This window comes from Accumulibacter sp., assembly GCF_023806565.1.
Taxonomy (GTDB): Bacteria; Pseudomonadota; Gammaproteobacteria; order Burkholderiales; family Rhodocyclaceae; genus Accumulibacter.
Window position 1 is genome coordinate 1 of record NZ_JAMTDV010000110.1, and the last position, 12,634, is coordinate 12,634.

Consider the following 12,634-nt stretch of genomic DNA (forward strand, 5'->3'; position numbering starts at 1 on the left):
AAGCTCGAATGCACTCCGGTCACCCCCTGGATGCCGGTGATGCGGTTGAGCAGCAGGTCCTGGTAGGCGTCCATGTCCTTGACCACCACCTTGAGCTGGTAGTCGGCAGCCTGACCGGTGATCAGCAGGCATTCCAGAACCTCGGGAATTTCGCTGATCGCGGCTTCGAGGTGGCTGAAACGCTCGGGCGTGTGCTTGTCCATCGAAATGTGGATCAGCGCCATCAGCGACAGGCCCAGCGCCTTGGGGTCGAGCAGCGCGCGATAGCCGGTGATCAGCCCGGCTTCCTCGAGCGCGCGCACCCGGCGCAGGCAGGGTGACGGCGACAGGCCGATGCGGTCCGCCAGATCCTGATTGCTGATCCGTCCCTCCTCCTGCAGTACCCGCAAGATCTGACGGTCGAAGCGATCGAGATCCATGATATTGCCCTTGCGTTGATCATCTCGGCAGAAATTTTATCATTATGGAGAAAATCCGCAATTTCCTTCCATTTCCAGGCAGCGATTCGCAGCACAACGCAAGCACCTGCCGGGTCATCCTGGGTAACATGCAGGTCGTCAGGCAGCGCCTCACGCAAACTTTCAGGAGCCCACGATGTTGAAGAATCCTTCCAGCAAGTACACGCCGTTCCCGCCGGTCCGCATCGACGATCGGCAGTGGCCGAAGCGAACGATCAGCGCCGCACCGATCTGGATGAGTACCGATCTGCGCGACGGCAACCAGGCGCTGTTCGAGCCGATGAACGCGGAGCGCAAGATGCACCTTTTCCGCACCCTTTGCGACATCGGTTTCAAGGAAATCGAGGTGGCTTTCCCATCGGCGTCGCAGACCGATTTCGACTTCGTTCGCGAACTGATCGTCGGCCGCCACATTCCCGAAGACGTCACCATCGAGGTGCTCACCCAGGCGCGCGAGCACCTGATCGAGCGGACGATCGAGTCGCTCGCCGGCGCCCGACGGGCGATCGTACATGTGTACAACGCGACGTCGAAGCCGTTCCGCGAGCATGTCTTCGCGATGAGCAAGGGCGAGGTGGTGGAAATGGCGGTCAGCGCCGTTCGCCTCGTCAGGGAGTTGACCCGGGCGCGACCGGAAACCGAATGGGTGCTCGAATACAGCCCGGAGACCTTCACCGCGACCGAACTCGATTTCGCTCTCGAAGTCTGCGACGCGGTCACCGCCGCCTGGGGCGCGACTCCCGAGGACCGGGTGATTCTCAACCTGCCGACGACGGTCGAGGTGACGACTCCCAACGTCTACGCTGACCAGATCGAGTGGATGCACCGCCACCTGGCGCGGCGTGACAGCGTGATCCTCAGCGTGCATCCGCACAACGACCGCGGCACCGCGGTAGCGGCTGCCGAGCTGGCGATGATGGCCGGTGCCGAGCGCGTCGAGGGTTGCCTGTTCGGCAACGGCGAACGGACCGGCAACGTCGACCTGGTCACACTCGCGCTCAATCTCTACACCCAGGGCATCTCGCCGGGCCTCGACTTCTCGGACATCAACGCCGTCGCACGCACGGTCGAGCACTGCAGCCGTCTGCCGATCCATCCGCGCCATCCCTACGTCGGCGACCTCGTATTCACCGCCTTCTCCGGTTCGCACCAGGACGCGATTCGCAAGGGTTTCGCCGTGCAACCGGCGGCAGACACGTGGAACGTCCCCTATCTGCCGATCGACCCGGCCGACGTCGGCCGCAGCTACGATTCGGTGATCCGGGTGAATAGCCAGTCAGGCAAGGGCGGAATTGCCTATCTGCTCGAAACCGAGTACGGCGTCGTCCTGCCGCGCCGCCTGCAGGTCGAGTTCTCGCGCGTGGTGCAGGCGCATACCGACCGCCACGGCGGCGAGATCAGCGCCGCCGAAATCTGGCGCCTGTTCGCGCACAGCTATCTCGACACCGGTCGTCCGCTGCGCTATCTCGAACACCATCTCTTCGAGCATGGCAGCGCGCAGGGAATCCGCCTCAGCGTCGAAATCGACGGCCGGCCGCACCTGCTCGCCGGCGAGGGAAACGGTCCGATCGATGCGGCGGTGCACGCGCTGCGCAGCGCCGGCTTCGTTCTGCAGGTACGCAGCTACGAGGAACGCTCGATGCGCAGCGGCGGCAGTGACGCCAGCGCCTGCGCCTTCATGGAAGTGACCCGCCCCGGCAGCGCTGGAGAATGTTACGGCGTTGGCGTCGATGCGAACATCGTCACCGCGTCGATCCGGGCATTGGTGAACGGCGTCAATCGTCTGCAGGCGATCGCCTGCGCGAGTGACGAAACGCGGGCTGCGTGACGCTTTCGACTCAGAGGCGGAATTCGGGCTGACCGGCGAAGTCCGGTCCGTCCGCGGCCCCCACAAGATCTCTCCCCGGCAAAGTTTACTTGCCAGACAGAGCTGTCACCGCCTATGCTGACGGGTGGGCAGCCAGGCGCTCGCCCGGTCGGGCGCTGCCTTGGGTTGTTTCCGGCGGGAAGCCCCTTTCTGAATTTCGCGTCCGAGGAGATCGATGAACTCAACTCTTTCCCGATCCTGCGCACTGGTCACAGCGGCGATCTTCGCGCTGTCGCCGACGCTGGCGCAATCCCAGTCAAGCACCGCCGCGCCGACGTCGGCAAGTGCGGCGGCCAAGACTTTCTCGCAGCAGGACCTCGATCGACTGCTGGCGCCGATCGCGCTTTATCCCGATCCGCTGCTGGCACAGATTCTGATGGCGTCCACCTATCCACTGGAAGTGGTCGAGGCGGCTCGCTGGGTGAAGGCCAACCCCAGGGTCAGCGGTGCGGCGCTGGAGACGGCGATGGCCAAGCAATCCTGGGACCCGGCAGTGAAAGCGCTGACGTCGGTACCGCAGGTGGTGCAGCAGATGAGCGACAATCTGGAATGGACACAGAAACTCGGTGACGCCTTCCTGGCACAGCAGCAGGATGTGATGAACACGGTGCAGAGCCTGCGTGCCAAGGCCGATGCAACCGGCAACCTCAGGACCACCGAGCAGCAGGTGGTACGGACCGAGGTTCAGGGCAGCCAGAAGATCTACGTGGTTGAACCCGCGAACCCGCAAGTGGTGTATGTGCCCACCTACAATCCGACCGTGGTCTATGGAAGTTGGTGGTATCCGACGCCGCCATACGCGATGTATCCGCCAGGATACGCCTACGCGCCAGGCCTCGCTTTCGCCACCGGCATTTTTGTCGGCGCCGCGATCTGGGGGGGTTGCAACTGGGGCTGGGGCGGCAGCAACGTCAACGTCAACGTCAATCGCTACAACTCGTTCAATCGCACCAATATCAGCAACAGCAACTGGAATCACAACGTCGATCATCGTCGCGGCGTCGCTTATCGCGATCAGAACATCGCTCGTCAGTACAACCGCGGCGGCGATTTCCAGGCGGCGCAGGCGCGCGAGAATTTTCGTGGCCGCGCCGATACGGGACGTGCGGAACTCAAGGGAATGGACCGCGGCCAACTGAACGATCGGGTCTCGGCGGCAGATCGGGCGTCGCGTGACAACCTGGCCGGGCGCGGCGACCTGAGCCAACGCCCCGGCGCTGATCGCGGCGCCGGCGCGGCCGGGGGCGGTCGCTTCGACGGCGCCGGCGCAGGCGCGGCAGGCAGGGATCGCTTCGAAGGCGGCCGAGCGGGAGCCGGTGGCGGCGTGCACGATCGCGCGTCCGGCCAGCACGAAGCTCGGAGCGGCGGCTTCTCCGGCGTCGGCAACGGCGCGGCGACACGGGAAGCCAGCCAACGTGGCAGCGCCAGCCGGGCGGAAATGGCCAATCGGGGAGGTGGCGGCGATCGTGCTGCCTTTGCTGGTGGCGGTGGCAATCGTGGCGGTGGTGGCGCCGGATTCCACGGCGGTGGCGGTGGCGGAGGATCCCGCGGTGGTGGCGGTGGCGGCGGATTCCGCGGCGGTGGCGGCGGCGGTCGCCGTTGATCCCTGTCCCCCATTTTCTGCGGAGAAGAATTCGATGAAATGCAAGCACACGATCCAAGCTCTCGCCGCCGCCCTGTTGCTGGTGACGGCTCCCGTCGGCCATGCGGCACCACCGCCGGCAGCCGCACAAAAAGTCGCTCAGCCGAGCTTTGCGACCCCGGAAGATGCCGCCAACGCGCTCGCCGAGGCGGTGCGCGCCGAGGATGTGCCGGCACTCGTGGCCGTGCTCGGCCCGGCCTCGCGCAACTGGCTGAGCAGCGGCGACCCGGTAGCCGACCGCGCCGACTGGCGGAAATTCCTCGACGCCTACGACCACAAGGCCACCATCATTCCCGAGGCAAGCGGCCGGGCAATCCTTCTGGTCGGCGACGGCGACTGGCCTTTCCCGGCGCCATTGGTACGCAAGGGCGAGCGCTGGGTTTTCGATTCGGCTGCCGGGCAGGAGGAGATCATCAACCGACGCATCGGCCGCAACGAGCTCGGCGCAATCCAGACCTTGCGGGCCGTGGTCGACGCGCAACGCGAATATGCGGTCATGGACCTCGACGGCAACGGGTGGAACGACTACGCGAAGCGCTTCCTTTCGAGCGAGGGGAAGCGTGACGGACTCTTCTGGCCGGTCGAGGAGGGCGAGAAGCCAAGCCCGTTGGGCCCGCTGGTCGGCGCCGCGGCGCTCGAAGGCTACTTCGGAAAGGCAAACGCTGGTCCGCAGCCAGCGGCCTATCACGGCTATCGCTACCGTTTGCTGACTGCGCAGGGCAAGGATGCGCCGGGCGGTGCGTACAGCTACCTGGTCGGGGACCGGATGCTCGGCGGTTTCGCGGTCGTCGCCTATCCGGCGAAATACGGAATATCCGGAGTCATGACCTTCATCGTCAATCACGACGGAACGGTGTATCAGAAGGATCTTGGCAAGGGCACCGAGAAGAGCGCACTCAAGATGAGCGCTTTCAACCCGGATGCGAGCTGGAGAAAGGTCGAATAGCCTTTTTCCGGCGAAGGCGGCGGGGCGGCTGGTCTGCTCCGCCCTCCCCGATCACCCGCCGAGCAAGCGCCTGGCCGGTGGCTTGCCACACGACCGGCGATGGCGCGCATCCCACCCGCGACTGGCGAAAGGCTCCGCATGCGAGCGCAGTTTGAATTCGTGTCTGCCGACTTCCCGCCCTACCCCGGCGAGGACGCTCAACCCCGCAACCCCGGTCGCTACGGTCTGCGCCTGGCGGAGTTCCTGGCCGGTGAACTGCCCGCGCAGGGCTTCCCGGTGCGGACAATCGGCGTCGAGGACTGGGGGGTCATGGTCGAGCTGGAAAACCGCGACTACCCGCTCTGGATCGGTTGCGGCAACTACGAGGAGCACGAGAACGGCTTCCTGTGCTTCATCGAGCCTTCCACTCCCTTCGTTCGCAAGTGGTTGCGGAGATACCCGAATGCGCCGACAGTCGAAAGACTCGCCAGCGCGCTCGAAACGATCCTGCTGGCGAGCGGCAAGGTCGCCGGACTGCGCTGGTGGCGCGAGAACGAACTGCTTCGTCGCTAGCGCTGCCGGTCCGCCCGGCGGCACCGCCGCATGCCCGGCCCGCGGCATTGCCCCACCGTTCCGGTCGCGCCGGTCCCGGCCGTTTGACCGCGCGCTGGAGATCCGGGATACTCGCGTGCTTCCGTCGATATTGCCGCAGGATTTGCCGCCGCCATGCGTACCCGCCGCCTCTTCCTGAATCGCCTGGATCCCAGCCATGAGCCCGAAGACACCGTGGTGGTCATCGACGTCCTGCGTTCGTTCACCACCGCCGCCTACGCCTTTGCGGCCGGCGCCAGCACCATTTACCCGGTGGAAACGGTGTCTGGCGCATACCGCCTGCAGCGTCGCTTCCCCGACGCCGCGACGACCGGCGCCGTCGGCGGTGGCGACCCCGTCGCCGGCTTCGATTTCGGCAATTCGCCTTCGCAGCTGGACGGAGTCCGGCTCGATGGCCGCCCGCTGATTCAGACGACTGCCGGCGGCGTACGTGGCCTGAGCCGCTTTCGTCACGCCCGCGCGCTGTTCGCCGGCAGTCTGGTGCTCGGCCGTGCCACGGCGCAAGCCTTGCTCGAACTGCAGCCGGCAGAGGTGTGCTTCGTGATCACCGGCGAATGGGTGGACCGCGATGGCGACGAGGACGTAGCCTGCGCCGATTACCTGGACGCGCTGCTGCGCGGCGACAATCCCGATCCGGAACCGTATGCGGCGCGTGTGCGCGACTCCGATTTCGGTCGCCGCTTTCAGGCGGGCAACAACCCGAGCCTGCCGGCGGTCGACCTCACTCTCTGCGCCCAGGTCGATCGCTTCGACTTCGCGCTGATCGCGACCCACGCCGACGGACGGCTGCAACTGCGGCGCTCTCGCGCTGGCCAGGAGGCACGTGCGGACGCCGCCGTTGCCAGCGGCTCGTGGCCGGCGGACGCCGATCGCGCGCTGGCGTACACGTCGCACCACGTCACTCGCAGCGGTGGCGGGCGGCGAGCAGGCTCCGGCAACGAGGCCGAATGCGGCGGCGCGCGCTCGGATCCTGCCATACCCACGTTCCAGGGCATCGCTGAGGCCGGCCAGGCGGCCGCCTCAGGCCATCGGCTTGCCTTCTTCTTCCGCCGGTGCCGCGTTTCGACCGAGCTGGCGTGCAAGGCGCAGCGCCATCCAGGCCAGCAGCGCCACAGCGAGCAGCAGGCTGCCCCACAGACCCCAGCGCTTCCAGTCGGCCGGCGTGCGCAGTGCGCGCTCGCCGGCCAGAACACGCTCGCTGCCGGTACTTGCCCGACCGATCGGGAAGTTGGCGAGCGTCTCGTCGCCGGCACCGCGGTAGCCCGGTACCAGCGTCGCGACCGGATAGACCGCCGGCTTGGCGGTCGCACTGCCGTAAGCGAGCAGAAACGGCGGCGCTCCGCGGGCAGCAAAGATCAGGCGCTGCGGCAGCCAGCCCGCCGCCAACTGCACGCTGCCGGTACCGAGGCCGCCGCCACGCTGGTCCACGCGCAACAGCCAGTAGCGATCGCTGGTCGCCGCGATCGCCAGGTCCGGATTGACCACCTCTTGGCCGGATGGGCCCAGGCGATATGCGGTGCTCGCCATCACCCGCCGCCACGGATCCGTGGCACGGCTGCGCGACAGGATTTCGATCGACGCGACGCTGTTCGCCTGCGGCAGAAGCAGTCGCAGACGGTCCACCGGGAATTGTCCGCCGAGATCGAAAGCCCATTCGCCGACCCGATCCCCACTCGTCGTCCCCGCCACCTGTTTCCATTGCCGTGGCGGATCGATCAGCGCGTCCCCGGGCTCCGCCGCCAGACCGGCGAGTGGCAGGGCTTGCGCCGTCGCCGGCCAGGACAGACGAAGGTACTTCGCGCGTGACGGCGGCAACTCGAGGCGCAATTGCTCGAGTCGATGCGTACCGGCCACCAGTCGCACAACCGGCGCATCCGACAGCAAGCGCGTCCAGTGCGTCAGATCATCGCTCGCGTCGACGCGCACCCTCGTCATCACTTCTTCCGGATCCGCGGACAGTTCCGGGAGAAGCGCCTGCAGCGGTTGTGCGATGGCCGAGGCGTCGACCAGATAACCGAGCAGCGTGGCGGCGTGTGCCGGCACGCGACCGCGGTCGTTCATCGTGAGCACCGCCCGGCCTGCAGCGCGTTCAATTCGAATTTCAAGTCCCTCGATACCGACCACCGGATCCCCGCGCAGAGCGAAGTACGGGAGCGGCAATGGCTGCCGCCGCTCGTGCGCAGGGCGTGCTGCCGGCAGGAACGCGTACGGCACCGCTTGCCGCTCGCCGTTGAACACGCGCAGATCGCCGAGATCGCCGCGCAGCACGCCCTCGTATGCCGCCCGTGGCAGCTCCACTTGAAAAAGCGCCTGCTGGCCGGCAAGCTCGAGCGGGATTCCGAAAGCAAAATCTTGCGGAGTCTCGGCGATTGCCAGCGTGCCGAGCACATACAGCAGCCAGGTGACCAGAAGCTTCATGACGAGCCCCCTTTAGGCGGCGCCGGCGCCAGGTAGCCGATCACCAGCATCAGCACGCCTACACCGACGAACGAAACAATGCGCTCGATGGTTCCGGCATTCGACAGGTCGACCAGAAACAGCTTGCCGACCACTACCGCCATCAGGCCCGCCCCGGCCAGCCACGGCACGCGTTGCGCACGCCGCGTGGCAAGCACCATCGTCGCCAGCGCGAGCAAGGTCCAGAACAGCGACAGCGCGGCCTGCACCAGGTCCGAGCGCACGATCGCTGCGAGCTGCCAGGGCACTCCTCCCCAGTGGTGCAGGCTGCGCAGCAGGATCCCGTTCGCCCACAGAAACGCCGCCGCCGCAGCCACCGTCCAGGCGAGCGACGGCGGCAGTGCAGCGACCGGCCGCAGAGCCAGCCGGCGGACTTCCCAGTACCACGTGCCCGCGACGAGCAGAACGCCGGCCTGCGCCAGATCGAGCGGATTCAGCAAGGGCACGTAGGGCAGCGGCCCGGGATCGCCATCGGAGAGCAGGTTGCTCACGACGAACCAGGCAGCGACGAAAAGGATCAACGGCGTTCCCCCCTTTACCAGATAGGTCGCGAGGTGCGCGCCCGTCGGCCAGCGCAGGCGTTCGCCGCGCCACGCCAGCAGCAGGAGCAGAGCGCCGGGGACCAGTGGCCAGGCAATCAGCGCCCAGACGGCTCGCCCCGCCACCAGGCGGTCGATCGTCCAGGCCATCTCCCAGGCACCGACAGCGGCGAGCAGCCACAAAGCGGCCGCGTGCTGCCACTCCAGCCAGGCCTGACCGGCAGCCTCGTGGCGGTAGAGCAGGAATAGCTGTGCGGCAAAGGCCAGCGGCCACGCGACATAACCGAGGTACGCGAAAGGGTGTGCCGTCTGGAAGACCATCGTCAGTGCCAGCAGGATCATCGACGGCAGCAGCGCGAACGCCGGATAGCGGGCCAGCCGCCAGCGCAGGCGCCGTTCGAGCGCAGCAAATGCCAGGCAGGAAATCGTGCAGAAGCCGAGGGTCGCGTTCGACTGCCAGGCGTAGGGCAGCCATCGGTCGATCTCGTGCAAGCCGGCGCCGACCCACCACGCCACGCCCCAGCCGAAGAGGAGACCAATCAGGCAGCGTTCTCTCCGAAGCAGATCGTCTCGCCGACTTTCCAGCAGCCACGCGCTGAACAGGCCGGCGACGGCGAGCAGCACGCTGCCGAGGCAGCCGCTGTTGAGCAGCGGCCATTCGCCGGCCGGCACGACGGCGTCCTGCGAGAAGAAAAATCCGGCGGCGAACTGCAGCAGCGTGCCGAACAGCCGCGCCGGCAGCCGTCGCTGGCGTGCCCCGACCCAGACCATTGCCGCCCCTTCGAGCGCCCACGCCGCCGAGGTCCAGCGGCCGTCGAAAGCCAGTGGAATCACCAGCGTCGTGAACACCACCCCGAGCGCCAGAAACGCCTCCACCAGCAAGGGCTGCGCCGCGCTGCGGCGGGCCCACAGGGTGCGCGCCAGCAGCAGGTAGAAGGCCCCCAGCGCCAGCGCGCTCCACGCCGACCCGTACGGGAATTCGTGTACCAGGCCGACCTGCAGGCCGAAACTGATCAGCGGCACGCCGAAGACCAGCGTGCCGTCGAGGCGGCGTTCGAAGCGGCCCGCTTCGCGTCGCAGGAACAACACCGGAATCGCCACGTACATCAGGAAGAACAGAATCAGGAAAAACTGGCTGGAGGCATACTGCTCGGGCCGGTAGTCCAACACACCCCAGAACGTGGCAATGGCGAAAGTGAAGGCGAAACCCAGCAGATTGAGCAGCCGCCATGCCTGGAACCAGGCGATCACCAGAATGCCTGCGTCGAGGACGGCGTAATAGCAGAACAGGGCCACGTGGCTGCCACCGCCGCTCGAGGCCAGGATCGGCGCGAGAAAGCCGCCGGCCGCTCCGAGCATTGCCAGCGCCAGAGAGTCCTGGAGAACGGCCAGCGCCGCCGAGAGCGCGACCACCGCGAGCAGCAGGACGAAAGCCGGACCGGCGGCCAGCACCCCGAACAAGCGCAGGGCGCCGAAGATGGTCAGATAGAGCACGCCGACGCCACCACCCTGCAGCACCAGAGCGTAGGCTTCACGGCTGACCCGCAGCCGCCAGCCAATTGCCAGCAGCACGACGGCGAGCAGTGCCACCGCCGTCAGCCGCAGCTCGATCGGCACCTGCACATGCTGGTAGGTGTATTTGAGCAGGAAGGCGACGCCGAAGAAGAGGATCACCACACCGACCCGGGCCACCGGGTTGCCGCGCAGCAGCCGCTCCCAGACGGGCGACGCCTCCTGCCGGGGCGGCGCCGGCTCTTGCCGCACGTGCGACGGCGACGGCGACTGCGGCGTCATGGGCGCCGTCGCTTCGGGCAAGACCTTCGTCGCAGCGTCGACCGCCGCCGCGTCGACCTCCGGCAGCGTGACCGAGACGGCAGGAACTGCCGCTGCGCGCGGCCTCGCGTCGCGCGCGATCGCCGCGCCCGTACCCGCCGACGAAGCGTCTGCGGACGCGGGTGCAGCCTGCTCGAGCCGCTGCAGCGTCGCTTCAAGCCGCTGCAGGCGCTCGTCGATAACCCGGAAGCGCTCTTCCGCCCGGTGCCGCGCCCGACTGCCGACCGACCAGCCAGACAGTCCACCCAGCAGGGCGCCGACGATCCACAGCTCGGAATGGACCTGCGCAGCGAGCACCGCCCCCAGCACTGCCCCGAGAAACCACATCCGCCCTGCCCTCCTCCCTCCCCGCAGCGACCTCGCAGCCGCAATGGCGGCAGTCTAGCAGCGAACGCAAACTGCCGCCTGCGAAGCGGACGACCGCCGGCGCTGCCGCTGCCGCTGCCCTGCGCGAGATCACAGCATGCGCAATGCGCTCGCTGGCCGGATGTGGCCGCGCTTGACAGTCGCCGCTGGCAAGCCTATACACATCTGGGCGGGAGCTGCGTGCCGCAGTGTTTCGATTCCGCCTCGCCCGCAGCCGGTCGAGCAGCCTTGCAGCATCGTTCGTCGCCTCCGAGGAGCAAACGCCAGATGTCGACCACCGTCACCCTGACCGGCGCACTTCCCTTTCTCGTTCTGGTCGCTGCGCTGCTCGCTTACCCGCTGTCGTCGCTGCTGCTCTCGCTCTATCGCCGATCCGTACAGCGGGGAATGGCAAGCGTCGCTGGTGGCAGCGCCGCACCGGCAGCAGCGGCCAGCCGGCGCCAACCGGTAGTCGCGCTACGCATCGAGCTGCCGCTCGCTGCACGGCCGGCGGCGCGACAGGGTCCACCGTCGCCGCTCTGGCAATTGGCGACCAATGGTCGCTGGCGCGCCGCGGCGGCTTATTCTGCCGGCGGCTTCGTCTTCGCGGCGATCATGACCGCCGGCTGGTTGCTGGCCACCCGCGACCCGGCGATCGTCTGGATCAAGCTGCTGGTTCTGTTCTGGACGTACTGCTGGCCTGGCGTGCTGCCGATCCTGCTCGTCGCGGCCTACGATCGCACGCGCCAATCGTTCGTCGTCGGCGGCTACTTCGCCGTGCTGCTCGCCCTGTTCGCCATCGCGCTCGCACGCAACCCCGGAATGGCGATGCACGAGCTGCCACTGCACTGGATTCTCACCAATGCGCCGCCGACGCTGCTGGTGCTCGCATTCCTCGCCCGACCGATCCGTGCCGTCGGCTCGCTGGTCCTCGCCTTCCTGATCGTCGCGGCGATCGGCTCGCAGGCTCTGCTGTCGCTGGCGGCGGCCAATGAAACGTGGTTGCGCGGCATCGCCACCTTTGCCTTCCGCCTCGGTCTGGGGGCGAACGCCGTTTTCGTCGGCATGATCCTCGCCGGCATGCTCGCCTTCGCGGCTGGTCTCGGATGGCCGCTGCTCGCCTGGATCGGTCGGCGCTACGAACAGAAGAAGACGAGCGACCAGTCACTGATGATCGACGCGCAGTGGCTGCTGTTCGGGCTGGTGCAGTCGATCGGGCTGGTCTTCGAGGGCGCCGCGTGGATCGTCACCGGACTGGTCGCTTTCACCGCTTTCCGGCTGGTCTCGCGAGCTGCGATGCGGCGCGCCGTGGCCGCCATGGGAACAGCGGCCGCACGCCCGCAAACGCTCCTGCTGCTGCGCGTGTTCGCACTCGGCAAGCGCAGCGAACGCCTTTTCGACCGCCTTCGCCGGCACTGGCAGTACGTCGGCAACACGACGATGATCGCCGGACCTGATCTCGTCACCGGCACCATCGAGCCGCATGAGTTCCTTGCCTTTCTCAGCGGCCGCATGGCGCGCCAGTTCATCCGCGACGCCGCCGATCTCGAGCGGCGGCTCGCCACCGTCGACCGGGCGCCCGACCACGACGGGCGCTACCGGATCAGCGAATTCTTCTGCCACGACGACACCTGGCAGATGACGATGGAACGTCTGGCGCGCGACGCCGACGCCATCCTGATGGATCTGCGCAGCTTCTCGCCCGACAACGGGGGCTGCATCTTCGAGCTCGGCCGACTGCTCGACGGCATCGACCTCCGGCGCGTTCTGTTTCTCGTCGACGAGAGCACCGACCGCGGCTTTCTCGAAGCGACCCTGCAGGAACTCTGGCAGAAGCTCGGAGCGGATTCGCCGAACCAATCGGCGCTCTCACCGGCCGCCCGGATATTCGAAGTCGCCCGCCAGGACGAACGCGAGCTCGCTGGTCTCTTGCAGCTCCTGCTCGGTCAGGAGGAT

The 12,634-nt window shown here is 67.3% G+C and carries 8 protein-coding genes and 1 pseudogene; 6 read left to right on the forward strand and 3 right to left on the reverse strand.

From position 1 onward, the window contains the following. Positions 1-419 (reverse strand): Lrp/AsnC family transcriptional regulator (locus NFV80_RS12205; protein ID WP_295330290.1); only part of this gene is annotated, 419 nt, incomplete at its 3' end. A 175-nt stretch (positions 420-594) separates the two neighbouring features. On the opposite strand from NFV80_RS12205, the gene leuA reads away from it, so the two are divergent. The 5 genes and pseudogenes from leuA to NFV80_RS12230 form a co-directional block, all read left to right on the forward strand. Then, the gene (gene leuA, locus NFV80_RS12210) at positions 595-2,286 is read left to right on the forward strand and encodes a 2-isopropylmalate synthase (protein ID WP_296758812.1); all 1,692 of its coding nucleotides are present in this window, start codon (positions 595-597) and stop codon (positions 2,284-2,286) included. A 214-nt stretch (positions 2,287-2,500) separates the two neighbouring features. Next, positions 2,501-3,928, forward strand: a complete 1,428-nt coding sequence (locus NFV80_RS12215; protein ID WP_296758814.1) for a DUF3300 domain-containing protein — start codon at positions 2,501-2,503, stop codon at positions 3,926-3,928. A gap of 34 nt (positions 3,929-3,962) precedes the next feature. Beyond that, positions 3,963-4,913, forward strand: a complete 951-nt coding sequence (locus tag NFV80_RS12220) for a DUF2950 domain-containing protein (protein ID WP_295330296.1) — start codon at positions 3,963-3,965, stop codon at positions 4,911-4,913. Between the two features lie 138 nt (positions 4,914-5,051). Beyond that, positions 5,052-5,465 carry a hypothetical protein gene (locus tag NFV80_RS12225; protein WP_295330298.1) on the forward strand — a complete coding sequence of 138 codons (414 nt, stop codon included), beginning with the start codon at positions 5,052-5,054 and terminating at the stop codon, positions 5,463-5,465. Between the two features lie 153 nt (positions 5,466-5,618). Continuing rightward, a pseudogene (locus NFV80_RS12230) lies at positions 5,619-6,065 on the forward strand (2-phosphosulfolactate phosphatase); the annotation flags it as partial. 459 nt (positions 6,066-6,524) lie between these two features. Here the strand turns inward: NFV80_RS12230 and NFV80_RS12235 are convergent. Together NFV80_RS12235 and NFV80_RS12240 are read right to left on the reverse strand one after the other, a co-directional pair. Beyond that, on the reverse strand, positions 6,525-7,922 hold the full coding sequence (locus NFV80_RS12235) for a DUF3999 domain-containing protein (protein ID WP_295330300.1): 1,398 nt from the start codon (positions 7,920-7,922) through the stop codon (positions 6,525-6,527). Next, a complete protein-coding gene (locus NFV80_RS12240; protein WP_296758817.1) occupies positions 7,919-10,660 on the reverse strand; it encodes a DUF2339 domain-containing protein in 2,742 nt (913 codons plus the stop codon). Before NFV80_RS12240 ends, NFV80_RS12235 begins: the two co-directional genes overlap by 4 nt. A gap of 306 nt (positions 10,661-10,966) precedes the next feature. Here NFV80_RS12240 and NFV80_RS12245 point away from each other — a divergent pair. Beyond that, positions 10,967-12,634, forward strand: a 1,668-nt coding sequence (locus tag NFV80_RS12245; protein WP_296758820.1) for a hypothetical protein, incomplete at its 3' end; no start/stop codon positions are given.

Coding starts and splice junctions, on each gene's coding strand:
- NFV80_RS12215 (WP_296758814.1), top strand. CDS start 2,501: ATGAACTCAACTCTTTCCCGATCCTGCGCACTGGTCACAGCGGCGATC.
- NFV80_RS12225 (WP_295330298.1), top strand. CDS start 5,052: ATGCGAGCGCAGTTTGAATTCGTGTCTGCCGACTTCCCGCCCTACCCC.
- NFV80_RS12240 (WP_296758817.1), bottom strand. CDS start 10,660: ATGTGGTTTCTCGGGGCAGTGCTGGGGGCGGTGCTCGCTGCGCAGGTC.
- NFV80_RS12220 (WP_295330296.1), top strand. CDS start 3,963: ATGAAATGCAAGCACACGATCCAAGCTCTCGCCGCCGCCCTGTTGCTG.
- leuA (WP_296758812.1), top strand. CDS start 595: ATGTTGAAGAATCCTTCCAGCAAGTACACGCCGTTCCCGCCGGTCCGC.
- NFV80_RS12235 (WP_295330300.1), bottom strand. CDS start 7,922: ATGAAGCTTCTGGTCACCTGGCTGCTGTATGTGCTCGGCACGCTGGCA.